Source organism: Hyphobacterium sp. SN044, from assembly GCF_021864465.1.
GTDB lineage: Bacteria > Pseudomonadota > Alphaproteobacteria > Caulobacterales > Maricaulaceae > Hyphobacterium.
This window is the reverse complement of sequence record NZ_JAKKUV010000002.1, coordinates 221,562-248,243: the sequence shown is the minus strand read 5'-3', so window position 1 is coordinate 248,243 and position 26,682 is coordinate 221,562. Positions and strand designations below refer to the sequence as shown.

Here is a 26,682-nt window from a genome sequence, read left to right as displayed (position 1 = left end):
GCAGCCATGCGCCCGGAGATTCTCTTTCCGCTCTTCAAAACCGTCGATTCCCTGCCCGGGATCGGTCCGCGCATGGCCACGCTGATCGCGCGGCGGGCGGGACCGCACGTGAAGGACCTGTTGTTCCACAAGCCGGTCGGCGTGATCGATCGCAGCCTGCGCTCGCTGATCACCGAAGCGCCGGAAGGCCGGATCGTCACGATTGAAGCAACGGTCGAGGAACACATCCCCGCCCCGCGCGGCAGCTTCCGGCCCTACAAGGTGCGCATGTCGGATGAAAGCGGCTTCCTCCATCTCACCTATTTCCATCCGCGCACCGACTGGCTGAAGAAGACGCTTCCGCTGGGTGAGCGCCGCGTCGTTTCAGGCAAGATGGAGCGGTTCGGCGGTGAATATCAGATCACCCATCCCGACCTGATCATGACTGTCGAGGACGCGCGAAGCGCGCCGCCGATCGAACCGGTCTATCCGATGACGGCCGGCCTCAGCCCGAAAGTGCTGCGCAAAGCCATAACCGCTGCGCTGAAAGACGTCCCGGACCTGCCGGAATGGGTCGATCCCCAGCTGTCCGGTGTTCAGGACTGGCCTTCATGGCGCGATGCCCTGAGTGCGCTTCACGCTCCCGCAGGCGAAACGGATATCGATCCGCAGACGCCGCTCCGTCGGCGTCTCGCCTTCGACGAATTGTTTGCCTGGCAGCTGACGCTCCAACTCGCCCGGGCGAACCGCAAGCGCAGCAAGGGCCGCGCCCTTTCTGGTGACAATTCCAGGGTTCGCGCCGTCCTCGATAACGCGCCCTTTCCGCCGACCGGCGCGCAGGAACGTGCGTTTTCCGAGATCGTACAGGACATGGCTTCGCCCGACAGGATGACGCGCCTGCTTCACGGGGATGTCGGCGCGGGCAAGACCTTCGTCGCCGCCCTTGCTGCAGCGCGCGCCGCGGAAAGTGGGGCGCAGACGGCGATCATGGCCCCGACCGAGATTCTCGCCCGGCAACACCTGAAGACTCTCCGTCCGCTTCTCGAACCCGCCGGGTTGACCGTCGAGGCCCTGACCGGCCGCGACAAGGGCCATGCACGTGCTGATATCCTCGAACGCCTCAGGACCGGACAGATCGATGTGATCTGCGGCACGCACGCCCTGTTCCAGGAAGGCGTGGAGATGGCCGATCTCGGCCTTGCCGTGATCGACGAACAGCACCGCTTCGGCGTCTCCGACCGCATGCGCCTGTCGGCCAAGGGCCAGCGCCCCGATACGCTGGTGATGACCGCCACGCCTATCCCGCGCACGGTCACGCTCGCGCTCTATGGCGATCTCGATGTGTCGCGCCTCGACGAAAAACCGGTCGGAAGGCAGCCCATCGACACGCGGCTGGTGTCCATGGACCGGCTCGACGAGGTGATCGGCGGGATCAGCCGTGCGATGGAACGCGGCGAGCGCGTCTACTGGGTCTGCCCGCTGGTCGCGGAAAGCGAAACCAGCGACCTGTCGGCGGCAGAAGACCGGCATCGGGAACTCTCGGCGATCTTCGGCGAAAGCCGCGTCGGGCTGGTCCACGGCCGGATGAAGCCGAAGGAAAAGGAAGCTGCCGCCGTCGCCTTCCGGGAAGGCAAGACGTCCGTCCTGGTCGCCACGACCGTGATCGAAGTTGGTGTCGATGCACCGGACGCGACGATCATGGTGATCGAACATGCCGAGCGCTTTGGCCTGGCCCAACTTCACCAGCTCAGAGGCCGGGTGGGCCGCGGCGACCGGAAATCGACCTGCCTGCTGCTTTATCGCGGGCCGCTGGGGGAAACCGCGAAGGCGCGGCTCGAAATCATGCGCGAGACCGAGGACGGCTTCCGGATCGCCGAGGAGGACTGGAAGCTGCGCGGCATGGGCGACCCTTTGGGTCTGCGCCAGAGCGGCTTGCCCGACTACCGCCTCGCCGACCTTGCCGAGCATGCCGACCTGATCAATCTCGCCCACGATGCCGCAAAAATGGCCGTCACGACGGACCCCGACTTTACCGGGCCGCGTGCCGAAGCGCGCCGGATCCTGCTTTACCTGTTCGAACGCGAACAGGGCATCAGGCTCATTCGCTCTGGCTAGGATCGGCGGGCGGCTTCGCGTCGCCGCGCCCCTGCCCGCGGGGCGTCTTGCCGGACATCTCGGCAGCGATCGCTTCTGATGAGGCATCGGGCGACAGTCCCATCGTTTCCGGGCTCACGAGGCCGAAGGAGATGATCAGCTTGGCCGCCTCTTCGACACTCATGGAGAGCGGCGTCACGCGGCTGCGCGGCGTGTAGAGCAGGAAGCCGGACGTCGGATTGGGCGTCGTCGGCACGAAAATGCCGATCGTGTCCTCCCCGACACCTTTCTTCACTTCCCCGCGTGCGGGCGCGGTCACGAAGCCGACGGCGTAGGAGCCTTTTGTCGGAAATTCGACGAGGACAACTTCCTTGAAGGAGTTCTGACGGTCGGAAAAGATCGTCGTCGCGATCTGTTTCACCGCGCCATAGACGTTCCGGACCAGCGGCACCGTGTTCAGGATACGCTCGCCGACATCAATCAGCGTCCGTCCGAAGATGTTCGCGGCCAGTGCGCCGAGCAGGGTCAGCGCCAGCACGGCGATGACCACGCCAAGACCGGGAAGCGCGAACGGAAGATAGCTTTCCGGATTGTAGCGCTCCGGGATCAGAGGCTTCACCGTCTGGTCGACAAACGTCACGAAGGTAAAGATGAGCCAGATCGTTACCGTCACCGGAAGGGCGACGACGACTCCGGTCAGGAATGAGTTTCTCAGCCAGCGTAACACGGACGACTCGGCCTCCGGGGGCAGCGAGGTTGCAATCTATCGCGGTGCGGCATAGCGCGGTAGGTGTGTGGCCCTAATATGGCCGCACGCCGCCCGCAAACGTCCAACGAGGCGAACGAGGAGTCTGGCCCATGGCGATCTTCCGCAAGCAGCGTTTCTCGGGACTGACCCGGTGGTTGCTGATTTCGGCTGTCGCGGTTTTCCTCATCCTGCTCGCCCTCGCCATCTGGTTCTCGCGCCACCAGATTTTCCAGTCCTTGCTCGATCCGGGCGAGCCCTTCCAAACCTACACCCCGCCGGAAGGCGCGGACTATGCCTCTGCTGAAGGCTGGTTCTTGCGGCCGTCCGTCGACGGGGAAGAACCCGCGGTCTTCTTCGTTCACGGCACAACCTTCAACGGCGGTTCGGACTGGAATGCACCGCTGGACGATTCCGACGCCAATGACGGTGTGACCCACACCCAGATCCCGAATTTCGCAGGCCCATTCCGCGCAACCGGGCCACTTTTTGTGCCGCGCTATCGCCAGGCCGCGCTCTACACCTTCATGAACAATCGCGAGGACAGCGTGCTTGCGCGCGAGTTCGCGGCGCAGGACGTGCTGGCTGCATTCGACGCCTTTCTCGCCGGGATCGGCGAAGACCGGCCCTTCGTCATCGCCGGCGTCGGCCAGGGCGGGCTTCACGCCACCTATGTCCTGATGGAGCGCGTCGCGCCGTCCGAGGAACTGCGCCAGCGCCTGATCGCCGCCTATCTGATGGAAACGCCGGTCGCGCTCGAACTCTTTTCCGACCGGCTGGCCGCCCTGCCGCCCTGCCAGACCCCGGAGTCGATCCGTTGCGTCATCGCCTATTCTGCGGCGCGTCCCGAGGAAGATTCCCGGCTGCGCATCATCACCGAACGCAGCCAGACCTGGTCGCCGGACGGGCAACTCGACCTCACGCTCGGACGCGGCCTCCTCTGCGTGAACCCCATCCTCGGTGCCCGATCGGTCGATTTCGCACCCGCACGCCTGCATCGCGGCGGTGCAGCGGCCGATGGAATTGAGGGCGACACCCTGCCTCCGATCCAGACCGGCCAGACCGGCGCGCAATGCGTCGATGGTGTGCTGATGACGGAACAGCCCAACTCGCCGGCGCTGCGGCGTCCGGACAGGCTGGGCGAGACTTTCCGCATCCCGCCCTTCAACCTCTTCTATGAAGATCTGCGGCTCGATGCGGCCCGGCGGACCGGAATACTCGTCGAGACGCTGGCCAATGAGCGACTCTACGCGCCGCCCCTGGAGGCACCGGAAGAAATCGAGGATGCGCCCGTGCGTCCGATCGAGGGACGCGGCCGCGGCGGCTAGTCGGTACCGCGCGAACGGCGGATGATCGCCGTGGTGGAATGCCCGTCTTCCAGCTTGGCGAGATGGATACGGCCGCCATGGCGCAGCACGGCTTCGCCGCCGAGCGGCTTCAGTTGATCGACAGTGTAGTCGGCGCCCTTCACATAGACGTCTGGCTTGATCGCCTCGATCAGTTCGGTCGGCGTGTCCTCGTCGAAGACGACGATCTGGTCGACCGATTCCAGCGACCCCAGCACGATGGCACGGGACACCTCGTTGTTCACGGGACGCTCCGGCCCTTTGAGGCGGCGCACCGACGAATCCGAATTCAGACCGACAATCAGCCGGTCGCACTCGGCCCGCGCCTGTTTCAGAAGCGAGACATGGCCGGGGTGGATGAGGTCGAAGCAGCCATTCGTGAAACCGACTTTCAGCCCCATCGCCTTCCAGCGTGCCGCGGCCTCGGCAACGGATTCACGCGACCGCAGCTTGGCGCTCGCTTCTCCGGATTCCCGCATGCGCTCTTCGGCCAGAACCTCGTCCGCCGTGACGGTCGCCGTACCGACCTTGGTCACGACCAGACCGGCGGCCAGATCGGCAGCACGCATTGCGGTTTCAAGTGAAGACCCTGCGCCAAGCGCAAGTGAAAGCATGGAAATCGCGGTATCGCCGGCACCGGAAACGTCATAGACCGGGCGCGGACGCGACCGGACATGGAACCGGCTTCCGTCGCGGCATTGCGCCGTCATGCCGAGTGACGACCGGGTCACGATCAAATTCTCCGTCCGCTCGAGCCGCGCCATCACGCAGGCCAGTCCGTCGAGCGCCTCGTCATCGGTTGAAACCGTGTGGCCGCATTCCTCGGACAGTTCGAGCGCATTCGGCTTGATCACCGTTGCGCCGTCATAGCGGGAATAATCCCGGCCGCGCGGATCTACACAGACCGGAATGTCCTTGTTCCGGCACGCCTTGATCAGCGCCTGCGACACCTCGCGCGAGACCAGGCCCCGGCCATAATCCGACAGGATGGCGACATCGGCTTCACCGACCGCCGCTTCGATGGCCGTGATCAGGCGCGCCTCGGTATCACCCTCCCCGCCCGGCCGCGGATCGCGGTCGACACAGAGCATCTGGTGGCCGCCGGAAACGAAGCGCGTCTTCATCGCGGTGCGGCGCCCGGCCTCGACAATCAGGTGATCGCGGCTGACGCCTTCGGCCTTGATCAGTTCGAGCAGGGCCTGGCCTTCGGCATCGTTTCCAACCAGGGCGACCGGCACCGGCGTCGCGCCAAGCGCCCGCACGTTGCGCACGACATTGCCGGCTGCACCGAGCATGCGTTCGCGGCGCTTTTCTTCCAGCACCGGGACGGGCGCTTCGCGGGACACCCGGTTGGTATCGCCATAGATGAACTGGTCGAGCACGATGTCGCCGACGCACAGGACTTTCAGCCCCTTCACGCGGTCGAACAATTCCGACAGTTCGGCGATATCCATGGTCGGCCCCTCGCCCCGATTGCGGGTCAGGCGCGCTTCTTGGCGAGCGCGTCGAATTCCATCAATCGGCCGACGAGGCTTTCAAATTCGTTGAGCGGCACCATGTTCGGCCCGTCCGACGGCGCGCTCGAAGGGTCCGGGTGGGTTTCCATGAACACCGCGGCGACACCGATCGACACGGCCGCTGTCGCCAGCGTCGGCACGAATTCGCGTTGGCCGCCGCTCGTACCGCCTTGACCGCCGGGCTGCTGCACGGAATGCGTCGCATCGAAAACGATCGGGCAGCCGATATCGCGCATGATCGGGATCGCCCGCATGTCGGAGACCAGCGTGTTGTAGCCGAAGCTGACACCGCGCTCGCAGGCCATGACGTTCGGATTGCCCGCCCCGGTAAGCTTGGACACGACATTCTTCATGTCCCACGGCGCCAGGAACTGGCCCTTCTTCACATTCACCGGCTTGCCGGTTTCCGCCGCGGCGATCAGCAGATCGGTCTGGCGGCACAGGAAGGCCGGAATCTGCAACACGTCCACCGCCTGCGCGGCGATCGCGCATTGCTCCGCCGTGTGCACGTCGGTCAATACCGGCAGGCCGGTCGTTTCCCGGATCTCGCGGAAGATTGGCAACGCGTTTTCAAGCCCGATACCCCGCGCGCTCGACAGGCTGGTGCGGTTCGCCTTGTCGAAGGAGGTCTTGTAGATCAGCCCGATACCGAGCCGGTCGGCGATCTCTTTCAGCTGAGCCGACACCTCGAGGGCATGTTCGCGGCTTTCCAGCGCGCACGGACCGGCGATCATCACCAGCGGCAGGTGATTGCCGATCTGCAGCGGGTCGCGGCCGGGCCGCGCAAGGGAGATGACGGAATTGGGTTCGGACACGGGTCGGGCTCCTTCAGGCATATTCGGCCTGATCCAGTTTCGGGCCTCTTACGTAATTTCGGACAAGAAGAATAGAAGGCCCCTGCGCTCTTGTCCTCATCCGCCTCCACCCCATCCGGTCCAGTCATCGTCTGGTTCCGGCAGGATCTTCGCCTGTCGGACAATCCGGCACTGCATCAGGCCGCGGAGACGGGTAACCCGGTGATCCCGGTTTTCATCCTCGATGACGAGACACCCGGGAAGTGGGCCTGGGGCGGCGCTTCGCGTTGGTGGCTTCATCATTCGCTGGAAAAGCTTGCCGCCGATCTCGAAGCGCGCGGCGTTCATCTCGTCCTGCGCTCGGGTCCGTCGGACAAGGTCATCGCCAATCTTGTCGAGGAGACCGGCGCGTCCGCCGTTTTCTGGAATCGCTGCTACGAACCCTTCGCCCGAAAGCGTGACGAAGCCATCAAGTCGGCGCTCAAAGACAAGGGCATAGAGGCCGCCAGTTTCAACGGGGCCCTGCTCGCCGAGCCCTGGACGGTCCAGACGAAGACGGGTGATCCCTACAAGGTCTTCACGCCGTACTGGCGCGCAGAGCGCGAAGTGATCGACCCGTCCGATCCCCTGCCCGCACCGGAATCGCTGAAGCCCTGGAAGTCGATCGCCTCGGACGGCCTGAATGACTGGGACCTGACGCCGGCAAAGCCGGATTGGGCCAAGGGTTTTGCCGAATATTGGACGCCGGGGGAATCTGGCGCTCGCGAACGGCTTGAAGATTTCCTCGGTGAACGGCTTCTGTCCTATCCTGATGGACGAGACCGGCCGGATCGGGACGACACGAGCGGCCTCAGCCCGCACCTGCATTGGGGTGAAATTTCACCGCGCCAGATCTGGCACGCGACGCGCAATGCGTCCGAAGGCAAGAATGCCGACAAATTCCTGTCGGAGGTCGGCTGGCGCGAATTTTCCTACAACCTGCTCTACCATTTTCCGCATTTCCCGGACCGTAACTACCAGGACAAGTTCGACGGTTTTCCGTGGGCCGGAAACAACGCCGCATTCGAGGCCTGGACCAAGGGTAAAACGGGTTATCCCGTCGTCGACGCCGGCATGCGCCAGCTCTGGCAGACCGGCTGGATGCACAATCGCGTTCGCATGATCGCCGCCTCCTTCCTGATCAAGCACCTGTTGATCGACTGGCGGCGCGGGCAGGACTGGTTCTGGGACACGCTGGTCGATGCCGACCTCGCAAACAATTCCGCCAGCTGGCAATGGGTCGCCGGATCCGGCGCCGACGCGGCTCCCTATTTCCGGATCTTCAATCCGATCACCCAGGGCGAGAAATTCGACCCCGACGGCAAGTATGTGAAACGCTTCGTGCCGGAGCTCGCGAAGCTGCCCGCGAAATACATCCACGCCCCGTGGACTGCGCCGGACTCTGTGCTGGCGCAGGCCGGCATCAGGCTCGGCACAACCTATCCGAAACCCATCGTTGATCATTCAGAGGCGCGCGATCGCGCGCTGGCGGCCTTCAAGGGCCTGAAGGAGGCCGCGTGACCGAAATCGTAGACCTGCATCCGTCGAGCGAACGCAAACGCATCGCCGTCATCGGCTCCGGCATTGCCGGGCTCGGTGCGGCATGGGCGTTACGTAACACGCATGACGTGACGCTCTATGAAAAGCGCGCCCGGCTTGGCGGTCACTCCGCCACGGTTGATATCGACTATGACGGCACGCCGATCGCGGTCGATACCGGCTTCATCGTCTTCAACCCCCTGAACTACCCCAATCTCTGCGGTCTGTTCGAACATCTCGGCATCGCCTCCACAGAGGCCGACATGAGTTTCGGCTTCGCCCTGAAGGGCCAGTTCGAATGGTGTTCAAACGGCCTCGGCGGCGTGTTCGCGCAGAAGCGGAATCTCGTGAAGCCGACCTATCTCGCCATGCTGAGGGACATTCTGCGTTTCAACGATCTCGCACCAGCGGCCCTGGAGGCCGGCGAGCTCGACGGTCTGACCATCGGTCAGTTCCTCGACCGTCACGGCTTCGGCGAGCGTTTCCGCATCAACTACCTCCTGCCGATGGGTGCCGCGATCTGGTCATCGACCGAAGACGGTATGCTCGACTACCCGGCCGATGCGCTGATCCGCTTCTTCAAGAACCACCGCCTGATGAACATGGCGCGCCCGCAATGGCGCACCGTCACCGGCGGCAGCCGCACCTATGTCGAGGCCATCGCGCGCGATCTGGGTGACCGGGTCCGCCTGTCGAGCCCGGTCCGCGAAGTGCGCCGCGGGAGCGGCAAGGCCATCGTCGTGACCGAGGACGGCACCAGCGCCGTCTATGACGACGTCATTCTGGCCTGCCACAGCGACCAGGCACTTGCGATGCTGTCGGACGCCGATCCGGAAGAACGCGACATGCTGGCGGCGATACCCTACGCGCCGAATCGCGTGGCGCTGCACCGCGATCCGTCCTTCATGCCGGACCGAAAGGCGGCCCACGCCGCCTGGAATTATCTCCGCCGGGAACCGGATGCCCCGGCATGCGTCACCTATGACATGAACCGCCTTCAGGGCATTCCGGCTGAAACGCCGGTCTATGTGACGCTCAACCCGGACCGCCTGCCCGATCCGGCGCTGACCTTTGGCGTGTTTGAATACGACCACCCGCAATTCAACCGCGCCGGCCTCGCTGCGCAGCGAATCTTCAACCGCATCCAGGGCCGCCGGAATGTCTGGTTCGCCGGGGCCTGGCTCGGTTACGGCTTCCACGAAGATGGCCTGCGCGCCGGTCTGCGCTTGGCCCTGAAGCTGGGTGGCCAGATCCCGTGGCAATTCGCTGAAGGCGATGTCGATGGCGGGCCGTGGGCGGATCAGGCGGCTCAGCCTGCCGCTGCGGCAGCGGCCTGGGTGGCGGCGGAGTGACCTTCCCCGCTCTCTCCCTCTGGCCCGGCCGGACCGTCCATGCGCGAACCAAGCCGTTCACGCACCGTTTCGGTTACCGGATCGCCTATATCGGACTCGATCTTGATCGGCTGGACGACGCCGCAGCCACGTCCCGCTGGTTCAGCATCGGGAATTTCAACCTGTTCAGCTTTCATCCCGGCGATCACGGCGCCCGCGACGGCAGCGACCTCAAGGACTGGGCGCTCAAGCGGTTCGCAGAGGTCGGCGTCGAGCTCGACGGCGGCCCCATCCGCCTTGTCTGCCAGCCGCGTGTCCTCGGCTACCAGTTCAATCCGATTTCAGTCTGGCTCGGCTACGGCCCGGACGGCGGTCTGCGCGGCGCGCTCTATGAGGTTCACAACACGTTCGGCGACGCCCACACCTATGGTGTCCGGATCCGATCGGACGAAGACCTGCACCACCGCGCAGCCAAGAGCTTCCACGTTTCGCCCTTCTTCGGCGTCGAGGGGCAATACGGGTTTTCGTTGAAGCCGGGCGACGACCGGCTCGCCCTGTCGATCGTCAAGTCCGTTTCCGGCGAGACCGACTTCACCGCGTCGATGACGCTGATCCGCCAGGAAGCGACATCGAAATCGCTCTGGAAACTTTTCCTTCGCCAGCCGCTATCGACGCACAAAACGATCGCCGCGATCCATTTCGAAGCGCTGAAACTGTGGCTCAAGGGCGCGCGTTACCACCCCAAGCCTTCGCCGCCCGATCGCCCGCTCACCTCTGCCCGGCTTGGAACCGGGTCTGTTTCGGAGTAATATTCCCTCATGGCCGACGTCACGATGAACGCCCGTGCCTCCAACGTGGAAATCGCCACGCGCGAGGTCCTTTCGCGTCTCAGACAAGTCCCGGCGACCGCCCGGATCGCCTTCCGCATGCTGCTGAAAATCCGGATCGGCACGCTGAAGGTCTCGCTGCCCAACGGAAAAGCCTTGTTGTTCGAAGGCGAACAGCCCGGCCCGAACGCCGAATTCGTCATTCATGACTACCGCTGCATCGGCCGTGCCGCGGCGGGCGGCGATATCGGCTTTGCCGAAGGCTATATGGCCAATCAGTGGGACACGCCGGATCTGACGGCGCTGCTCGAGCTCTTCTCGTCCAATCTCGACAACCAGCCGAACCTCGCCAAGGGCGGGCCGGTGCAGCGCTTCGTGCACTGGATCTATCACCGCATGCGCCCCAACACGCGCAAGGGCGCGCGCAAGAATATCGAGGCCCACTACGACCTCGGGAATGATTTCTACGAGCAGTGGCTCGACCCCACGATGACCTATTCCTCGGCCCGCTTCGAAAGCGAAAGCCAGACGCTCGAGGATGCACAGCGCTCGAAATACCGCCAGCTCGCCGAGATGATCGGGCTCGAGAAGGACCACCATGTCCTCGAAATCGGCTGCGGCTGGGGCGGTTTCGCCGAATACGCCGCGCGCGATGTCGGTGCACGGGTGACCTGCCTCACCCTCTCCCCGTCGCAGCGCGAATACGCGATCGAACGGATGGAGCGTCTGCAGCTATCCGACCGCGTGGAGATCAAGCTTCAGGACTACCGCGACGAGACCGGCACCTATGACCGGGTCGCGTCGATCGAGATGTTCGAGGCGGTCGGGCAGGAATACTGGCCGTCCTTCTTCTCGAAAGTCTCCGAAGTCCTGAAACCGGGCGGACAGGCGGGCCTGCAGATCATCTCGATCCGCGACGACATATTCGACTCCTATTCCAAACGCGCAGACTTCATCCAGCGCTACATCTTCCCGGGCGGCATCCTGCCCTCGATGGAGAAGCTCAACGCCGAATTCGACAAGGCAAAGCTCGCACTGAAGACTTCCGAAAGCTTCGCGCTCGACTACGCGCGTACGCTCGCCGAATGGCACGAGCGGTTCGAGGAGAAGTGGGACACGATCCGGCCGATGGGCTTTGACGAGCGCTTCCGCCGGATGTGGAAATTCTACCTCAGCTATTGCGAGGCCGGCTTCAAGACGGGCCGGATCGATGTCGCGCAATACGCGCTCGCGAAATCATAAAGCGTCGAGAAAGCGTTTCGCCTCGGCCCGCATCGCGTAAACCTGTTTCGGGTCCATCATCTTGAGCGTCCTGTAGGGCATCGCCAGCCGGTGATTGCCCTTCAGGCGCTCTTCATTTCGCGTCAGAAAATCCCAGTAGAGATAATTGAACGGACACGCCTTTTTTCCCGTCTTGTCCTTCACGTTGTAGGCGCATGAGCGGCAATAATCGCTCATCTTGTTGATATAGCTCCCGGACACGGCATAGGGCTTGGTCGCCATCAGCCCACCGTCCGCAAACAGCGCCATGCCGTGCGTGTTCGGCAATTCCACCCACTCGTACGCGTCGGCGTAAACCAGCAAATACCAGTCCTCGACCTCGCTTGGGCGAATGCCCGCGAGCAGCGCGAACGCTCCGGTGATCGTCAGCCGCTGGATGTGATGCGCATAGGCGTGTTTCAGCGTCGTACCGATCGCATCGGCAAGGCACGCCATCTTTGTCTCACCGGTCCAGTAGAAGTCGGGTAGCTTGCGCTGCGCCATCAGGAAATTGCTTTCGGCATAGTCCGGCATTTTCAGCCAGTAGAGGCCGCGGACATATTCCCGCCAGCCGAGAATCTGGCGGATGAAACCCTCGACCGCATTGAGCGGTGCGTGCCCGTCCCGGTAAGACTGTTCGGCACGCTCGCAGAGATCGCGGGGATCGAGCAAGCCGCAATTCATGTAGAGCGACAGGACCGAGTGGTAGAGCCAGGGCTCGCCCGCCACCATCGCGTCCTGGTAGTCGCCAAAGTGCGGCAGCGCCTTTTCCAGGAAGACATCGCGCTCGCGCATCGCCTCTTCGCGCGTGACCGCGAATCCGAACGGCTCCAGATCACCCGGATGATCGGCAAACCGCTCGGCAACCAGCGCCACTACGTCCTTCGTGATGTCGTCAGGACTCCGCGTTGCCCGCTTGGGAAAGTCGAGCCCGGCCTTCGGCGGCTTGCGGTTTTCCTTGTCGTAATTCCACTGCCCGCCCTCGGGCTTGTCCCCCTCCATCAGAAGGCCGGTCTTCCGCCGCATCTCGCGGTAGAAATATTCCATCGTCAGGCGCTGACGGCCCCGAGCCCAGGTCCGGAAGTCCTCGTGCGGGCAGATGAAGCGATCGTCCTCGCGGATCTCGACGGGCAGGCCGAACGTATCCTGCCATGTCTCCATATCGGCCTTGAGGCGGTATTCGCCGGGTTCAGTCACGACGAGCCTGTCGAACGCCCCGTCCTTCAGCCCCCGCGCGGCCTCGCCTTTCAGCGAGCCGGAATTGCCCTCCGCATCGAGCGTCACATAGCAGACGCGGTAGCCCTTTTCCTCCAACTCGGCTGCGAAATGCCGCATCGCCGAGAACACGAAGGCGATCTTCTTCTTGTGATGACGGACATAGGTCGCCTCCGCCATCACCTCGGCCATGAGGATCAGGTCAGCCTGCTTGTCGGCGTCCTTCAGTGATGCGATATGCGGATCGAGCTGATCGCCAAGGATCAGCCGCAGCACGGCCACGGATCAGGCGTCCCGGCGGACATAGGTGATGGTTTCGCCGCGTGCCTCGAACGCGCACTTCACCCATTCGCCGTCCGGCCCGTACCAGAGATCGACCGTCAGAGAGCCGGCCATGCGGATGCGCGTTGCCTCGATCTGGCGGCCCATGACGGTGATGGTCTCGGTGCCGAGTTGTTCGATCTCGACTTCCATCTCCTGACCGGTCTCGGTGTTGAAGATGACAGAGGCGGCCGGGTCGTAGCCGCGCCAGTGGCTCGACAGGGCCAGAGAAGCCGGCAGCGTCAGCGAGACTTCTTCTTCCTCATAGGTCATGCCGTCGATGGTGAGCTGGTCGCCCTCACGCTCGGCCGCCACGTCGAGATCATTGCCGTCCTTGAAGGTCTCGGAGGTGAAGGACACCAGCCGGTCGCCGACCCAAATTTCGCGAGCCTCATGTTCGTACCGGAAGAAGGTGACCGGACCGAAGCTGACGCGCAGGTCGATATCGGTCGTGGCCACGAGACGGTCGCCGTCACGCTCGAACGTGATCGTGTGAGTCCCCATCGGGCTTTCGCCGCGCATCACATCGAACGCGATCACCGATCCCGCGCGCGGGGCGTAGTCGGCACTCAGGGCGGGAGCGGCCAGGAATGACAGCATCGCCGCGGAAATCATCAGGCGCTTCATCAGGTCATCCTCTGCTTCTGACCCGTCCACGTCCCCCGTCGACGGCAAACACTTCACCGCAAATCCATCCTGCGTCCTCCGACAGCAGGAAATCCGCGAGCGCGGCGGCGTCATTCGCCTCTCCAAGCCGCGCCATCGGATGCATTTTCGCGATACCGTCCGCGACCGCCTCATTGGCGGTCATCGGCTCGGCAATTCCGGTCTTCATCAGACTTGGCGCAATCGCGTTGACGCGCGCCTTCGGCGCCCATTCGGCCGCGACGGCACGCACCAGCCCTTCGACCGCACCCTTGGCGGCCGAGATCGCGGCGTGCTGCGCAAAGCCTTGCGCCACCGCGACCGAGGAGAACAACACGGCCGAGCCACTATTCTTCTTCAGCGCACTCTCGGCGGCCTTCAGCGCCATGGCGGCGCTGACCGCATTCAATTCAACGCTCTTGCGCACCAGGTCACGATCCACCCGGCGCAGCGGAGCGAGATCGATCGACCCGACACAGAAGGCGAGTCCGGACAGGTCCGGCCCGGCTGCCTCCACCGCGGCCGCGATCTGCTCGTCGTCAAGCACGTCGCAAACCGAGGTCGGAGAACCGAGTTCATCGTGCAAAGCGGCGAGCTTGGCCGCGTCGCGCCCGGCAAGGTGAACAACGACATCGCGGTCGACCAGCCTGCGCGCGAGTGCCGCGCCGACACCGCCGGTCGCGCCAAAAATCAGTGTCGTCATCACACTACTCCAGCCAGCGCGCGGCCAGCGACATCAGGGGGTTGCGGAAGCGGTATCCACCCACGGATACCGCAAAACAGATGCAGGGCTCGCCGGGCAGCCCCATCGGCGTATGCGCCTCGCCGGCCCGGCCGACGGCGACGTCGCCGCGGTGATAGACGCCCTTTTCATCGGCAAAGCCGCCGGTCAGGACCAGCGTCATTTCTTCGCCGCCGTGATCGTGCTGCGGAATGGCGGCGCCCGGCGCGAAGCGGAACAGGCGGGCATCCACACCCGGCTCGCACAACCGCTTGATCTTGCGCGCGCTGACGCCGCCGAGGTGGCTGCGCCAGGGCTTCCGGTCGCTGGAGAAGCCCAGTTGCGCGAGTGCTGACGGGTAGATCGCATCGGGCTGCGGGTCAGGAATGCGCAGGAAATCGTCGAGTTCGTCCGGCACCGCGCCTGCGGGGGACAGGTCGGCCAGAGCGAATTCGCTGGCGATCGCGTCAAAGAAGGCGGCCCGCTTCGCGGCGGCAGGATTAAGTTCGATCTGTGCGGATATCAGCGTGCGGACGGCCGCCGGACCGGCTCCGGCGGCGTAATCCGCGAACCAGCTGTCGTCAGGAATGGCAGCCACGCAGTGAGTCTCCTTGCTTTCAGGACGGTCTACGCAGACGAATGCAAATCGGATCAATTCATCGCGCGCACATTGCGGCACCGCGGCCCGCTCCCTAGTTTTCCGGTCTGACAGCGAGGAATCCCGACATGACCGCACCGGCCGAAAGCGTCATCGATCTTATTGGAAACACGCCGCTTCTGAAGCTAAAGCGCGCCTCGGAAGAGACCGGCTGCACCATTCTCGGCAAGTGCGAATTCCTCAATCCCGGCGGCTCGGTGAAGGACCGCGCCGCGCTCGGAATCATCCGCAAGGCGGAGGCCTCCGGCGCGCTGAAACCCGGCGGCACCATCGTGGAAGGCACGGCCGGTAATACCGGGATCGGCCTGGCGCTCGTTGGCGGCGCGCTTGGATACCGCACCGTCATTGTGTTTCCGCGGACCCAGTCGAAGGAAAAGAAGGACGCGATCCGCATTCTCGGCGCGGAACTGATCGAGGTTGACGCCGTGCCTTACGCAAACCCGAACCATTATGCCCGCTATTCCGGCACGCTGGCCGAGGAGCTGAACAGAACCGAACCGAACGGCGCGATCTGGGCCAACCAGTTCGACAATACCGATAACCGCGCGGCCCATGCCGAGACCACCGCTCCGGAAATCTGGGAACAGACCGGCGGCAAGGTCGACGGCTTCATCTGCGCGGTGGGGTCCGGAGGCACGCTCGGGGGCGTCTCGATGGCGCTGAAGGCGAAGAACAGGGACATCCGCATCGGCATCGCCGATCCCGGCGGCGCGGCGCTCTATGGCTATTACGCCGAGGGCGAGCTCTGCGCGTCCGGCAATTCGATCACTGAAGGCATCGGGCAGAGCCGCATCACGAAAAATCTTGAAGGTGTCGAGGTCGACAGCGCCTTCCGCATCACGGACGAGGAAGCCCTGCCCATCCTGTTCAATCTGGTGAAGGAAGAGGGTCTGTGCCTGGGCGGCTCTTCGGGCGTGAACATCGCCGGCGCGATTCGCCTCGCCAGGGAAATGGGTCCGGGCCACACCATCGTGACCATCCTGTGCGACCACGGTTCGCGCTATCAGTCGAAGCTCTACAATCCGGATTTCCTGAAGGAAAAGGGCCTGCCCGTTCCGGACTGGCTCGATGACTGATCCGCTTATCTCCCCCGATGAGGCACTGGATGCCGCTGCCGATGGCCGCGCGGTCTTCGTCGACGCGACCTGGACCTTCACGGGTGGCCCGCAGCCCTGGCTGGAGGGATATATTCCGGGCGCTGTTCCGTTCGACATCGACACGGTGAAAGACACGGACAATCCCCTGCCCCACATGCTGCCTCCACCGCAGGACTTCGCCGCGCACATGGACGCGCTCGGCATTACCAATGACACGCCGGTCATCGTGTATGACCGGATCGGCCTGTTCAGCGCGCCGCGCGTCTGGTGGATGTTCAAGGTGATGGGGCATGACGACGTGCGCGTGCTCGACGGTGGTCTGCCAGCCTGGCTTGCTGCCGGCGGCAGCGTCGCCCCGGACCTCGATCCGGTTGAGCCCGCCTCCGGTTATCGCGCGACCTTCCGCCCGGAACGGGTCGCCGACCGAAGCGCCGTTCTCACCGCCAGCGAATCCGGACACGCCAACATTGTCGATGCACGGCCCCGCGCCCGCTTCGAAGGCGCGTCTCCCGAACCCCGCGAAGGCATGCGCAGCGGCCATATACCCGGCGCCATCTGTCACCCCTTCCTCGACCTCTGGACCGAGGACAAGGCGCTGAAGCGGGATGGCCGGGTTTCGCAAACGCCGGGATTCGATCCGGACAAGCCGGTGATCACGACCTGCGGCTCCGGTGTGACCGCCAGCCTTCTGGCGCTCGCACTCGAACGCGAGGGCATTACCGCCGCGGTCTATGACGGGTCGTGGGCGGAATGGGGGTCGCGCGATGATATGCCGGTCGAGAGCGGGCCTCAGCGAAAAGGCGGCGCGTAGAGCAGTCCGCCTTCAGTCCATTGCGCATTCAGGCCGCGGCGCAGCTGTAGCGGTGATCCCGCACCAAGATTGCGGTCAAAGATCTGACCGTAATTGCCGCCTGCCTCGATCGCCCTGAGAGCGAACCGGTTGTCGAGGCCCAGCCGCTCGCCGAAATCACCGTCGGCCCCAAGCAGACGCCGGACTTCCGGGCTGGGATTGTTCTGCGCCTGCGCCCGCGCATTTTCGGCTGTCACGCCCAACTCCTCCGCCGCGATCAGCGACAGCAATATCCAGCGCGCGACATCCTCGAATGCCGCATCCCCTTCCCGGATCACCGGGCCGAGCGGCTCCTTCGAAATCACGTCCGGCAGCAGGATATGCGCATCGCGATCCTCAAGGCTGGCGCGCAGTCCGGCGAGCGATGAGAGGTCGTTGGTGTAGACATCGCATTCGCCGGCCGCATAGGCCTCCAGCCCGGCCGTAGCCGTCGGATACTCCATCGCCTGCATGTCGAGACCGTGTGTCGCGGAATAATCGGCGAGATTGAGCGCACTCGTCGTCGCGCCCTGCACACAGACCCGCGCGCCATGCAAATCGCGGGCGCTGGAGATGCCGAGGTCCGCCGGGGCCATGAAGCCCTGCCCGTCGAAATAGGCGATGCCGGCGAAATCGAACCCCATCCCGACATCGCGCTCGAACGTCCAGCTCGTATTCCGGATCAGGATATCGACATCGTCCGCGGCCAGCGCGTCGAACCGTTCCGCCGTCGTAAGCGGCACGAAACGTATTGCGCTTTCCCGACCGAGGATGGCTGCAGCATAGGCGTGACAGAGATCGACATCGAATCCGCGCCAGACGCCGTCCTCGCCGCGCTCGGCAAAACCGCTGAGCCCGACATCGACGCCGCAGCGCAGATAGCCGCGCGACTCGATCGCCCGCAGCGTGCTGCCGGAATCCGCGACTTCCTGAGCGTCCATGGAAATGCCCGCAAGCGCGCCTGTCATGAAGGACAGGATCCGGCGCAACTTGCGCGGAAACAGGAGTGAGACTGGCGTCACGGCAAAGAGCCTTCTAAGGCTGTTCCGTCATTACTACAGACCTGTGAGGGCAAAATGAAGCCGGAGACCCGCCTGACCCGCATCGGACGCCCGCATGACGGGCGCGGCCTGGTCAATCCGGCGGTCGAGCGCGGCTCGACCGTTCTCGCCGAAAGCGCAGCCACACTTTACGACGCACCGCCGGGAAAGCCGCATTACGGACGCATGGGCCTGTCGGCCCAGTCGGCGCTGCGTGAAGCGCTCTGCGAACTCTACGGCGCGGACTGGTGCATGCTCACACCGTCCGGGCTTTCGGCGATGAGCCTGCCCCTCCTCGCCTGCACCTCGACCGGCGGGCGCGTTCTGGCTGCCGACTGCGTCTACGGCCCGACACGAAAATTCATCACCGAAATCCTGCCGCGATATGGCATCACGGCGGACTTCTTCGCACCCGGCATCGGGTCCGGCATTGCCGACCTGATCGACGGGAAGACGCAGGCCATCTTCGTGGAATCCCCCGGCTCGCTCAGCTTCGAGCTTCAGGACATTCCCGCCATCTCGAAGGCCGCATCCGACGCCGGGGCCGTCGTCATCGCCGACGACACCTGGAGCGCCGGCCTCCTGATGAACCCGCTCGATCTCGGAGCCGGGATCGCCGCGCAGGCGCTGACCAAATATGTCGGTGGACATTCCGACATCCTGCTGGGCGCGGCACTGGCGCGCGGCGAAACGGCGGAGAAGCTGAAGGATTACGAACGCACGATCGGTTGCCACGTCTCGCCGGATGATGCCTGGCTCGCCCTGCGCGGTCTGCGCACGCTCGGCGTCCGCCTGACCCGGTCCGGCGAGAGCGCCTTGAAGATTGCCGACTGGCTCGCGGATCGCCCGGAAGTCTCCTCGGTCATCCACCCGGCCCGGCCCGATCACCCGGATCACGCAATCTTCAAGCGGGACTTCTCCGGTTCCAGCGGCATCTTCGCGGTCACGTTGACCGGTTTCGACCGGGCCCGCACCGAGGCCTTCCTCGACGCGATGAAGCTGTTCGGTCTCGGATTTTCCTGGGGCGGGTTTGAAAGCCTCGCAATTCACTGCGACCCGCAGATCCGCCGCAATCACGGCAAGCCGGAGGGCACGCTCATCCGCTTTGCCATCGGCCTCGAAGACCCCGGCGACCTGATCGCGGACATCGGGACGGCGTTCGCGGCGGTCAGCCGCTAAACGGGACGGTCTGGCAGTCGGACGCGGAGCGTCCGCAGCGAAGGTCAGCCTGTCTGGCCGATCGCGAGGAGCGAAGGCCCGGACGGGGCTGAGTAAAGATATGGATGGCGCCCCCGGCAGGACTCGAACCTGCAACCGTCCGCTTAGAAGGCGGGTGCTCTATCCGGTTGAGCTACGGAGGCGTGGGAAAAGGTCTAGCCCCGCGCACCGGCGGGGCCAACGCGAAATCGCGCAAAAGGGTCTAGTGCGACCAGGGCTCGCGGCGGTCGGACGAGAAATTCGCAGCGTAGGACTTCACCTTGCGCGGCGTTTCCGGCTTCTCGGTCACGCGGAAGGGAATGCCATGCTTCTTGGCATAGGCGACCGCCTCTTCCTTGCTATCGAATTTCAGCTTCAGCTGGGCCTTGGTGTCGGTCGAACTGGTCCAGCCCATCAGAGGATCCGGCCGGCGCGCCGCGCCTTGCGGAAAATCGAGCACCCAGTGGCGCATCTTCGCCTGGCCCGACTGCATCGCATTTCTGGACGGTCTGTAGATGGTCGCGAACATGCCCGTTGCCTCGCCTGTTATTGGTCGGGGCGGCTGGATTCGAACCAACGACCCTCTGCTCCCAAAGCAGATGCGCTACCAGACTGCGCCACGCCCCGAACTGTCCGCTTCTTAGAAAGCGCCGCGCCGGGGCGCAAGCCGGTCATTCCTCTGTGTCAGCCGCAGCGTCATCCGCAGGGGCCTCCTCAGCCGCCGCTTCGTCGCCCGCCTCGTCTCCCACCATGTCGTCACCGTCGTCCTCGGCCGGGACTTCTTCCGCCTCCGGCATCGGGAACATGGCATGCTCCACCCGGTCGCCGGGCATGATCTCGCGCTCCGCCGTCAGCCCGCCCCGGACTTCCAGCACCGCGCGCACCGGGAAATCGGACAGCAGCTGGCGCAGCGAGTGCGGCCGCGCATTGCCGATGATCTTCACGATCACGCCCTCCTCCGAGAGGAAGATGATATCGAGCGGGATCAGCGTGTTGCGCATCCACATCGAGACCGGACGCACGGTTTCGAAGTCGAACAGCATGCCGGCATCGTCGGCCAGTTCCTCGCGGAACATCAGGCCGCGCGCGCGCTCCGGATCGGTATCGGCGAACAGCACCGACATCTCGATATCGCCTTCATCCGTGACGATGGTCAGCGGTTGCGGGTCGCCGAAATCGATCACCGTATCGGGATGCGCGGGATCGCCCGGCTGGGCCTCGAGCTGGGCATCAGGAAGGGCGTCAGGCTGCTGCGCCAGCGCGGGCGCGCTGGTCAGCAGAAGGAAGGCGGTAAGGGCGTGCTTCAACATGGCGCGCACGCTAGCCCTGACAGGCCTGCCGCGCAATCGGCGATGACCGTGAATTCGTGGCTTTCAGGCGCTGGCAGCCGGCCGGATCTCGGAGGCGAGCAGCCCCTTCGGACCGTTCGTGCAGCGCGCCTGCAGATTGTCGCCGGCGCGGACATCGTCGAAACCGGCCCGGTGCAGCGTCACGGCGTGGACGAAGACATCGCCCTCGACCCCGTCGCATGTCAGGAAGCCATAGCCCTTGCCGTTGTCGAACCACTTCACGGTGGCCGCGACCAAAGGATCATGACCATCGCCGTCCGGATGGAAACGGCGCGGCCGCGGCGCTTCCGCCGTCCCGCCCGTCATGTGCAGGATCTGTAGCGCCTGGCGCCCTTTCGGGCCCTTCACCGCGAGACAGTCCACTCGCGCGCCTTCCGGCGCATAGGCGTGACCGGCGGCACGAAGCCTTGTGGCGTGCAGCAGCACATCTCCTTCGCCGTCATCCGTTTCGAGAAAACCGTAGCCCCGGGCCGGGTCGAACCATTTGACCGTGCCGGCTACGCGCTGCGGGCCTGCGTTTTCACCGCAAACCAGTGTTTCAAGCGCCATGCCTGTACTCCCCCGCACAACTCACAGGGGAAACCTTAACACGCATTAACCAAATACGGGAAGACTTTCCGGGAACGGAGGGTTCATCGACATGAACGCAGCGAGTCGCCCGCCCGGGAAAAGCCGAACACAATCAGCCCGATGCCTACCCCGGCGCGGGGAGAATATCCTGTCGATAACTGGAAGATCGCGTGGCAGGCCCTAGGGGAATCGAACCCCTCTTTCCAGGTTGAAAACCTGGCGTCCTAACCGATAGACGAAGGGCCCGCGGTCACGAGAGGCGCTTCTATATAGCGCCGGTTTTTCGGATGCAAGCACCCATTCCGGCGCTTTTTCACTCCGTTGCAGCGAGGTCTTCCAGATGGAATTCCACCCGCTTTCGGCCGCGCCATTCATCGAGCTTGATGCGGCCCGCCGCATACCAGCGCTGACGGTCTCCGCCCAGCAAAGCCTCGCCGATCGGCGTGTCGGCCGAGCGGAAGGCGACGCCGGAAACCCGGTCACCGCTTTCCCCCGCCAGCGAGAATCGCACATGCGCCCCGCCCACGCGTTCGGCATAGGCCACGCGCACCGGTCCGATCGCGAATCGCGGTTCGGAATAGCCCTGTCCGAAGGGACCCGCGCGCTGCAGTTCCTCGACAAAGGCCTGTGTCGCGCCGGCCGGTGACATCAGCCCGTCAAGCTTCAGCGCACGCGCATCGGCGGCCTTGTCGAAATCGGCCGCGAGGCGGGCGTTCAGGAATTCGGTGAAATCCGAGATCCGGCCCTCCTCGATCGTCAGTCCGGCGGCCATCGGGTGACCGCCCCCCGCGACCAGCAGGCCTTCGGCCTTCGCATCGGACACGGCCCGGCCCAGATCCACCCCGGGCACGGAACGGCCGGAACCCTTCCCGACACCCTTCTCGACGCCGATCACGACCGTCGGGCGGCCATAGCGGTCCTTGAGGCGCCCGGCCGCAATACCGATCACGCCGGGATGCCAGCCGGCGCCGTCGGCGACCAGCACGGGTCCGGCATTATGCCCGCTGCGCTCGATCTGCGCCGTGGCCTGTTCGATCACATCGGCCTCGATCGCCTTGCGCTCGGCATTGAGCCGGTCGAGTTCGACGGCGATTTCCATTGCCTCGTCGAAATCGTCGGTGGAAAGCAGGCGCGCGCCGAGATCGGACCGCCCGACCCGTCCGCCCGCATTGATCCGCGGCCCCAGGAGAAAACCGGCATGATAGACGCCGGGTGCGGTCTTCACCCCCGATACCTCGGCGAGCGCACGCAGTCCCGGATTGGCCCAGCCGCCCATGATTTTCAGGCCCTGCGTCACGACAGACCGGTTGAACCCGCTGAGCGCCACAACGTCACAGACCGTGCCGAGCGCCGCCAGATCGGCCAGCGCCAGGATGTCCGGCTCGCTGCGCCCTTCGAAACCGCCGCGCTTACGCCCTTCACGGTTCAGCGCCGCGAGAAGAACGAAAACGACGCCGGCGGCGGCCAGATGGCCCTGCCCGGACTGGCAGTCGAGCCGGTTCGGATTGACCACGGCGTCGGCGACCGGAAGGTCCGCCCCCATCAGGTGATGGTCCACCACGACGACGCCGAGCCCCAGATTGCGCGCCGCATCGAGCGCCGCACCGGCCGTCGCCCCGCAATCCACGGTGATGACGAAGTCGGTTCCGCGCGCCTTCAGCGTCTCGAAGGCTTCGGCAGACGGGCCGTAGCCCTCGTTGATCCGGTCAGGGACATAGATGCCGGCATCAACGCCGATCTGCCGGAACCAGCGGATCAGCTGTGCCGCCGAGGTGCCGCCATCGACATCATAGTCGGCAAAGACGCTGATCGACCGGCCCGATTCGACCGCGTCCCAGATCTTCGCCGCGGCGAGATCCATGTCCTGAAAGCTCGACGGGTCAGGGAAGAAGTCACGCAGCCGCGGATCGAGATGGCGTGCCGCGGCATCCGGCGCGACGCCGCGCGCCGCCAGCACCCGGGCCACGAGATCGCTGACGCCGGCCATGCGGGCAATATCGCGCACCTGCGCCTCGTCCGCGACGCGCAGACGCCAGGCCTGACCGGCGAGCGAGGTTTCGACGCCGAGAAAGGCGCCCGGATTGTCGGATATCGTCTCCGCCGCCATCAGCCCTTCGGCTTGCGGGAGAAGAGGCGCCGCACCGACTTGTCGGAGCTCTGCATGATCAGCGTCTCGGTCTCGACGAACTCGCCGGTGAAATGCACGCCGTCCAGCAGCGAACCGTCGGTCACGCCGGTCGCGATGAACATGCAGTCCTTCGACGCCAGGTCGTTCAGCGAATACTTGCGATTGAGATCCGACACGCCGTGCTTGGCGGCGCGGGCACGCTCGTCGTCATTGCGGAAGAAGAGACGCGTCTGCATCTGCCCGCCGACGCAGCGCAGAGCAGAGGCCGCCAGCACGCCCTCGGGCGCACCGCCCTGCCCCATATAGATATCGACCCCGGTATCGGGATCGGTCGTCGCGATCACGCCGGCGACATCGCCGTCCGGGATCAGGATGACGCGGCAGCCGAGCCGCTTCAGTTCCGACAGGATTTTCGCGTGCCGCTCGCGTTCCAGAACGCAGGCGGTGATGTCCGACACGTCGCAATCCTTCGCCTTGGCGAGCGAACGGATATTGTCTTCGACCGTATTGTCGAGATCGACGACGCCGCGCGGCAGGCCGGGGCCGACCGCGATCTTGTCCATATAGGTGTCCGGCGCATGCAGCAGGCCGCCGCGCGGGCTGAGCGACAGAACAGCGAGCGCATTCGGCTGACCCTTCGCGGTCAGTGACGTGCCTTCCAGCGGATCGAGCGCAATGTCGATCTCCGGACCTTCGCCCGTACCGACTTCCTCGCCGATATAGAGCATCGGCGCTTCGTCGCGCTCGCCCTCGCCGATCACGATCCGGCCGCGCATCGGCATGGCATTGAGCCCCGTGCGCAGCGCATCGACGGCCGCCTGGTCGGCGGCTTCCTTGTCGCCGCGGCCGACAAGCGCATGCGCCGCGATCGCCGCGGACTCGGCCGCGCGTGCGGCGGCAAAAGCGAGGGATTGAAGGGCGTAGGCGTCGCTCATCGTCGGGTCGTCTCCGTCAGGGGCGGGAATCAGTCGTCACGTTCCGGCGGCGTCGTACGCGGACGCTGCTCGTTCGCATAGGTTTCGGTCTGCGGCTCGACCGGTTGGGCCCGGTCGGCGGCAATCAGTTCGTCACGCGCTTCAAGCACGTCTTCCATCGACTCCGCGCGGCGGGAATCCTCCGCGGGATCAAGGCTGCGCGAAGGGATGATCTGCGGCGCAGTCGCGGTGCGGTCGGCGGCTTCCAGCTGTTCGTCATACCATTGCGGCGCGCCATCAGGCCCGTCGGGCAGGTCCGGCGTCGCGCACGCTGCCACAAGCAGGGCTGACGAAAGCAGGAAGAATCGGGTCATTCGGCCTCTCCGGCGCTGGACGCGCGCGGTGCTATCTATACGCTCTGGAACCGCGCTGTCACCCGCCGCCTGCGCCCGGCCGACATGAGGGACAAGTCCGACATGGCCCGCAAGCCCGCCAAGAAGCCCGCAAAGGCCAACCCGACCCGCAAACCGGCTGCGAAGGCTACGAAGGCTGCGCCCAAGTCCAGGACTGCGCCGAAGCCGGAGGCCGAAGCCAGGGCGAAGCCAGCCCCCGAGGCTGAAGCCGCCCCGCCGCCCCTGCCCAATTGGGAATCGCTGTCGGAAGCCGATCTCGAAGCGCTCGACCACATGTCGCGCAATCTGATGCAGGCCTCGCTGAAGTCCCAGAAACTGGTCGCCGACGTGATGCGCCAGGCGCTGTCAGGCGACGTCTCGATGCCGCGCGCCGACGCGTTCAACAACGCCCCGGAATTCGGCACGGTGTGGAGCCAGATCGTCTCCGATCCGAACAAGCTGATGCAGGCCCAGGCCGGCCTCCTCAAGGGCTATCTCGACCTTTGGACCTCGACCACGAAAAAGATGGTCTCCGGCGAGGCCGAGGACGTCGTCAAACCCGACCCGTCCGACAAGCGATGGCGCAGCGCCGACTGGACCTCGCATCCCGTCTTCGACGCCATCAAGCAGTCCTATCTCCTGAACCAGAATTTCATGATGGGCCTCGTCCACGGCGTGGACGGCGTCGACGACGCGACCAAGCGCAAGGTCGAGTTTCTGACCAAGCAGATGACGGACGCGATGGCGCCGACCAATTTCGCGCTGACCAATCCGGACGTGCTGCGCGAAACGCTGCAGTCGAAAGGCGAGAACCTGACCAAGGGCCTCGCCAATCTGATGGCGGACCTCGAACGCGGGGGCGGCCGCCTCGCCTTGAGCCAGACCGATCTGGAGGGCTTCCGCATCGGCGAGGATCTCGCCACCACCCCGGGCAAGGTCGTCTTCCGCAATGCGGTGATGGAGCTGATCCAGTACGTGCCGGTCACCGAAACGGTGAAGCAGCGCCCCATCCTGTTCGCCCCGCCCTGGATCAACAAATTCTACATTCTCGACATGCGCGAGAAGAGTTCAATGGTGAAATGGCTCACCGAACAGGGCTTCACCGTCTTCCTCATCTCCTGGGTCAATCCCGACGCCAGCCTCAAGGACAAGACGTTCGCCGACTACATTCATGAGGGCCTCTTCACCGCGCTCGACGTGGTCGAGGAAATCACCGGCGAGAAGAGTGCCCACACGGTGGGCTATTGCATCGGCGGGACGATGCTCGCCTCCGCCCTCGCCCTTCTGGAAGCGCGCGGCGAGGCCGACCGGATCGAGACCGCCACCTTCTTCGCCTCCCAGACCGATTTCGAACTGGCCGGCGATCTCCTCCTCTTCGTCGACGAGGCCTGGATCGCCGAGATCGAGCGGTTGATGGACGCCCAGGGCGGCGTGCTCGACGGCCGGACCATGGCCGACACTTTCAACCTCCTCCGGTCGAACGATCTCGTCTGGTCCTTCGTGGTGTCGAACTACCTCCTCGGCCGGCAGCCGCAGGCCTTCGACCTCCTGTTCTGGAACGCCGACCAGACCCGCATGCCGAAGACGCTGCACCTCTGGTATCTCGACACGATGTACCGCAAGAACATGCTGTCGAAGGGCGAGGTCGAGATCGACGGCCACACACTCGACCTGTCGAAGGTGAAGACGCCGATCTTCATGCAGGCCAGCAAGGACGATCACATTGCCCCCTTCCCGTCCGTCTATCGCGGCGCGAAGCTGTTCGGCGGCCCGGTCGAGTTCATGATGGCCGGCTCCGGCCATATCGCCGGCGTGATCAACCACCCCGGCGCGAACAAATACCAGCACTGGATCAACACCGGCCTGCCCGAAACGGTCGAGGATTGGATCAAGGACGCCGAGGAGCATCCCGGCTCGTGGTGGATGCACTGGCGCGACTGGCTCTACACCCGCTCGGGCAAGGACGTCCCCGCCCGCCAGCCCGGCAGCAAAAAGCACAAACCGATCTGCGACGCGCCTGGCGAATACGTGAAGGTGCGAAGCTGACGCAAAATATTCCCGCACCCGTGAAACCATTTTGCGCCTTCCGCAGTTAAAGCCTCGGCCCGCAAGGCATTGCGCGGGCCCGGGGAGGC

24 protein-coding genes and 3 tRNA genes are annotated in these 26,682 nt (G+C 64.8%); 10 read left to right on the top strand and 17 right to left on the bottom strand.

What is annotated here, in order from left to right; translation table 11 throughout:
* Positions 1 to 6: 6 nt before the first annotated feature.
* Positions 7 to 2,094: an ATP-dependent DNA helicase RecG gene (gene recG, locus L5876_RS04120; RefSeq protein WP_236954835.1), complete on the top strand. Its 2,088-nt coding sequence runs from the start codon at positions 7 to 9 to the stop codon at positions 2,092 to 2,094.
* On the opposite strand, the gene L5876_RS04115 is transcribed toward recG, so the two are convergent.
* Complete coding sequence (locus tag L5876_RS04115) at positions 2,078 to 2,800, bottom strand: DUF502 domain-containing protein (RefSeq protein ID WP_236954834.1); 723 nt, start codon at positions 2,798 to 2,800, stop codon at positions 2,078 to 2,080. The genes recG and L5876_RS04115 overlap by 17 nt on opposite strands.
* Positions 2,801 to 2,931: 131 nt before the next feature.
* Between L5876_RS04115 and L5876_RS04110 the strand changes: the two genes are divergently transcribed.
* The gene (locus L5876_RS04110; RefSeq protein ID WP_236954833.1) at positions 2,932 to 4,146 is read left to right on the top strand and encodes a DUF3089 domain-containing protein; all 1,215 of its coding nucleotides are present in this window, start codon (positions 2,932 to 2,934) and stop codon (positions 4,144 to 4,146) included.
* Here the strand turns inward: L5876_RS04110 and rfaE2 are convergent.
* Positions 4,143 to 5,618 (bottom strand): D-glycero-beta-D-manno-heptose 1-phosphate adenylyltransferase, encoded by a 1,476-nt coding sequence (rfaE2, locus tag L5876_RS04105; RefSeq protein WP_236954832.1) that lies wholly within the window; start codon positions 5,616 to 5,618, stop codon positions 4,143 to 4,145. The genes L5876_RS04110 and rfaE2 overlap by 4 nt on opposite strands.
* Before the next feature lie 26 nt (positions 5,619 to 5,644).
* Positions 5,645 to 6,496 carry a 3-deoxy-8-phosphooctulonate synthase gene (gene kdsA, locus L5876_RS04100; protein WP_236954831.1) on the bottom strand — a complete coding sequence of 284 codons (852 nt, stop codon included), beginning with the start codon at positions 6,494 to 6,496 and terminating at the stop codon, positions 5,645 to 5,647.
* A 90-nt stretch (positions 6,497 to 6,586) separates the two neighbouring features.
* On the opposite strand from kdsA, the gene L5876_RS04095 reads away from it, so the two are divergent.
* From L5876_RS04095 to L5876_RS04080, 4 genes are read left to right on the top strand one after another with little or no spacing between them, the layout of a single operon-like run.
* Positions 6,587 to 8,035, top strand: coding sequence for a deoxyribodipyrimidine photo-lyase (locus tag L5876_RS04095; RefSeq protein WP_236954830.1), 1,449 nt, complete (start codon positions 6,587 to 6,589; stop codon positions 8,033 to 8,035).
* Complete coding sequence (locus tag L5876_RS04090; protein ID WP_236954829.1) at positions 8,032 to 9,405, top strand: FAD-dependent oxidoreductase; 1,374 nt, start codon at positions 8,032 to 8,034, stop codon at positions 9,403 to 9,405. Before L5876_RS04095 ends, L5876_RS04090 begins: the two co-directional genes overlap by 4 nt.
* Positions 9,402 to 10,193, top strand: coding sequence for a DUF1365 domain-containing protein (locus tag L5876_RS04085; RefSeq protein WP_236954828.1), 792 nt, complete (start codon positions 9,402 to 9,404; stop codon positions 10,191 to 10,193). Before L5876_RS04090 ends, L5876_RS04085 begins: the two co-directional genes overlap by 4 nt.
* A 9-nt stretch (positions 10,194 to 10,202) precedes the next feature.
* Positions 10,203 to 11,453, top strand: coding sequence for a cyclopropane-fatty-acyl-phospholipid synthase family protein (locus L5876_RS04080; RefSeq protein ID WP_236954827.1), 1,251 nt, complete (start codon positions 10,203 to 10,205; stop codon positions 11,451 to 11,453).
* On the opposite strand, the gene L5876_RS04075 is transcribed toward L5876_RS04080, so the two are convergent.
* Genes L5876_RS04075 through L5876_RS04060 form a run of 4 tightly spaced genes read right to left on the bottom strand, consistent with a single transcriptional unit; the run spans position 11,448 to position 14,971 of the window.
* On the bottom strand, positions 11,448 to 12,968 hold the full coding sequence (locus L5876_RS04075; protein WP_236954826.1) for a cryptochrome/photolyase family protein: 1,521 nt from the start codon (positions 12,966 to 12,968) through the stop codon (positions 11,448 to 11,450). The two genes, L5876_RS04080 and L5876_RS04075, sit on opposite strands and share 6 nt — an antisense overlap.
* Before the next feature lie 3 nt (positions 12,969 to 12,971).
* Positions 12,972 to 13,634 carry a DUF6134 family protein gene (locus L5876_RS04070; RefSeq protein WP_236954825.1) on the bottom strand — a complete coding sequence of 221 codons (663 nt, stop codon included), beginning with the start codon at positions 13,632 to 13,634 and terminating at the stop codon, positions 12,972 to 12,974.
* A gap of 4 nt (positions 13,635 to 13,638) precedes the next feature.
* Positions 13,639 to 14,355 carry an SDR family NAD(P)-dependent oxidoreductase gene (locus L5876_RS04065; RefSeq protein WP_236954824.1) on the bottom strand — a complete coding sequence of 239 codons (717 nt, stop codon included), beginning with the start codon at positions 14,353 to 14,355 and terminating at the stop codon, positions 13,639 to 13,641.
* Between the two features lie 4 nt (positions 14,356 to 14,359).
* Positions 14,360 to 14,971, bottom strand: a complete 612-nt coding sequence (locus L5876_RS04060; protein ID WP_236954823.1) for a cupin domain-containing protein — start codon at positions 14,969 to 14,971, stop codon at positions 14,360 to 14,362.
* A 128-nt stretch (positions 14,972 to 15,099) separates the two neighbouring features.
* On the opposite strand from L5876_RS04060, the gene L5876_RS04055 reads away from it, so the two are divergent.
* Positions 15,100 to 16,107 (top strand): cysteine synthase A, encoded by a 1,008-nt coding sequence (locus L5876_RS04055; protein ID WP_236954822.1) that lies wholly within the window; start codon positions 15,100 to 15,102, stop codon positions 16,105 to 16,107.
* Positions 16,100 to 16,939 (top strand): sulfurtransferase, encoded by an 840-nt coding sequence (locus L5876_RS04050; RefSeq protein WP_236954821.1) that lies wholly within the window; start codon positions 16,100 to 16,102, stop codon positions 16,937 to 16,939. Before L5876_RS04055 ends, L5876_RS04050 begins: the two co-directional genes overlap by 8 nt.
* Here L5876_RS04050 and L5876_RS04045 read toward each other — a convergent pair.
* Positions 16,918 to 17,925, bottom strand: a complete 1,008-nt coding sequence (locus tag L5876_RS04045; protein ID WP_272906849.1) for an amino acid ABC transporter substrate-binding protein — start codon at positions 17,923 to 17,925, stop codon at positions 16,918 to 16,920. The two genes, L5876_RS04050 and L5876_RS04045, sit on opposite strands and share 22 nt — an antisense overlap.
* Before the next feature lie 108 nt (positions 17,926 to 18,033).
* On the opposite strand from L5876_RS04045, the gene metC reads away from it, so the two are divergent.
* The gene (gene metC, locus L5876_RS04040; protein WP_236954819.1) at positions 18,034 to 19,176 is read left to right on the top strand and encodes a cystathionine beta-lyase; all 1,143 of its coding nucleotides are present in this window, start codon (positions 18,034 to 18,036) and stop codon (positions 19,174 to 19,176) included.
* A 105-nt stretch (positions 19,177 to 19,281) separates the two neighbouring features.
* Here the strand turns inward: metC and L5876_RS04035 are convergent.
* From L5876_RS04035 to L5876_RS03995, 9 genes are all read right to left on the bottom strand, one after another.
* Positions 19,282 to 19,358 (bottom strand) — tRNA-Arg (locus tag L5876_RS04035).
* Between the two features lie 59 nt (positions 19,359 to 19,417).
* On the bottom strand, positions 19,418 to 19,723 hold the full coding sequence (locus tag L5876_RS04030; protein ID WP_236954818.1) for an ETC complex I subunit: 306 nt from the start codon (positions 19,721 to 19,723) through the stop codon (positions 19,418 to 19,420).
* Between the two features lie 21 nt (positions 19,724 to 19,744).
* A tRNA-Pro gene (locus L5876_RS04025) sits at positions 19,745 to 19,821 on the bottom strand.
* A 44-nt stretch (positions 19,822 to 19,865) separates the two neighbouring features.
* Positions 19,866 to 20,504: a DUF192 domain-containing protein gene (locus L5876_RS04020; protein WP_236954817.1), complete on the bottom strand. Its 639-nt coding sequence runs from the start codon at positions 20,502 to 20,504 to the stop codon at positions 19,866 to 19,868.
* Between the two features lie 63 nt (positions 20,505 to 20,567).
* Entirely contained in the window at positions 20,568 to 21,092 is a 525-nt protein-coding gene (locus L5876_RS04015) for a cold shock domain-containing protein (RefSeq protein ID WP_236954816.1), read from the bottom strand.
* Between the two features lie 192 nt (positions 21,093 to 21,284).
* Positions 21,285 to 21,359, bottom strand: a tRNA-Glu gene (locus L5876_RS04010).
* 67 nt (positions 21,360 to 21,426) lie between these two features.
* The gene (gene recJ / locus L5876_RS04005; RefSeq protein WP_236954815.1) at positions 21,427 to 23,220 is read right to left on the bottom strand and encodes a single-stranded-DNA-specific exonuclease RecJ; all 1,794 of its coding nucleotides are present in this window, start codon (positions 23,218 to 23,220) and stop codon (positions 21,427 to 21,429) included.
* The gene (glpX, locus tag L5876_RS04000) at positions 23,220 to 24,176 is read right to left on the bottom strand and encodes a class II fructose-bisphosphatase (protein WP_236954814.1); all 957 of its coding nucleotides are present in this window, start codon (positions 24,174 to 24,176) and stop codon (positions 23,220 to 23,222) included. The genes recJ and glpX overlap by 1 nt, the downstream gene beginning before the upstream one ends.
* A gap of 29 nt (positions 24,177 to 24,205) precedes the next feature.
* A complete protein-coding gene (locus L5876_RS03995; protein ID WP_236954813.1) occupies positions 24,206 to 24,529 on the bottom strand; it encodes a hypothetical protein in 324 nt (107 codons plus the stop codon).
* A gap of 102 nt (positions 24,530 to 24,631) precedes the next feature.
* On the opposite strand from L5876_RS03995, the gene phaC reads away from it, so the two are divergent.
* Complete coding sequence (phaC, locus tag L5876_RS03990; protein ID WP_236954812.1) at positions 24,632 to 26,593, top strand: class I poly(R)-hydroxyalkanoic acid synthase; 1,962 nt, start codon at positions 24,632 to 24,634, stop codon at positions 26,591 to 26,593.
* Positions 26,594 to 26,682: the final 89 nt, after the last annotated feature.

Coding starts and splice junctions, on each gene's coding strand:
- recJ (WP_236954815.1), bottom strand. CDS start 23,220: ATGGCGGCGGAGACGATATCCGACAATCCGGGCGCCTTTCTCGGCGTC.
- L5876_RS04050 (WP_236954821.1), top strand. CDS start 16,100: ATGACTGATCCGCTTATCTCCCCCGATGAGGCACTGGATGCCGCTGCC.
- L5876_RS04045 (WP_272906849.1), bottom strand. CDS start 17,925: ATGACAGGCGCGCTTGCGGGCATTTCCATGGACGCTCAGGAAGTCGCG.
- L5876_RS04015 (WP_236954816.1), bottom strand. CDS start 21,092: ATGGCGCTTGAAACACTGGTTTGCGGTGAAAACGCAGGCCCGCAGCGC.
- L5876_RS04030 (WP_236954818.1), bottom strand. CDS start 19,723: ATGTTCGCGACCATCTACAGACCGTCCAGAAATGCGATGCAGTCGGGC.
- metC (WP_236954819.1), top strand. CDS start 18,034: ATGAAGCCGGAGACCCGCCTGACCCGCATCGGACGCCCGCATGACGGG.
- L5876_RS03995 (WP_236954813.1), bottom strand. CDS start 24,529: ATGACCCGATTCTTCCTGCTTTCGTCAGCCCTGCTTGTGGCAGCGTGC.
- phaC (WP_236954812.1), top strand. CDS start 24,632: ATGGCCCGCAAGCCCGCCAAGAAGCCCGCAAAGGCCAACCCGACCCGC.
- rfaE2 (WP_236954832.1), bottom strand. CDS start 5,618: ATGGATATCGCCGAACTGTCGGAATTGTTCGACCGCGTGAAGGGGCTG.
- L5876_RS04020 (WP_236954817.1), bottom strand. CDS start 20,504: ATGTTGAAGCACGCCCTTACCGCCTTCCTTCTGCTGACCAGCGCGCCC.
- L5876_RS04065 (WP_236954824.1), bottom strand. CDS start 14,355: ATGACGACACTGATTTTTGGCGCGACCGGCGGTGTCGGCGCGGCACTC.
- glpX (WP_236954814.1), bottom strand. CDS start 24,176: ATGAGCGACGCCTACGCCCTTCAATCCCTCGCTTTTGCCGCCGCACGC.
- L5876_RS04080 (WP_236954827.1), top strand. CDS start 10,203: ATGGCCGACGTCACGATGAACGCCCGTGCCTCCAACGTGGAAATCGCC.
- L5876_RS04055 (WP_236954822.1), top strand. CDS start 15,100: ATGACCGCACCGGCCGAAAGCGTCATCGATCTTATTGGAAACACGCCG.
- L5876_RS04070 (WP_236954825.1), bottom strand. CDS start 13,634: ATGAAGCGCCTGATGATTTCCGCGGCGATGCTGTCATTCCTGGCCGCT.
- recG (WP_236954835.1), top strand. CDS start 7: ATGCGCCCGGAGATTCTCTTTCCGCTCTTCAAAACCGTCGATTCCCTG.
- L5876_RS04110 (WP_236954833.1), top strand. CDS start 2,932: ATGGCGATCTTCCGCAAGCAGCGTTTCTCGGGACTGACCCGGTGGTTG.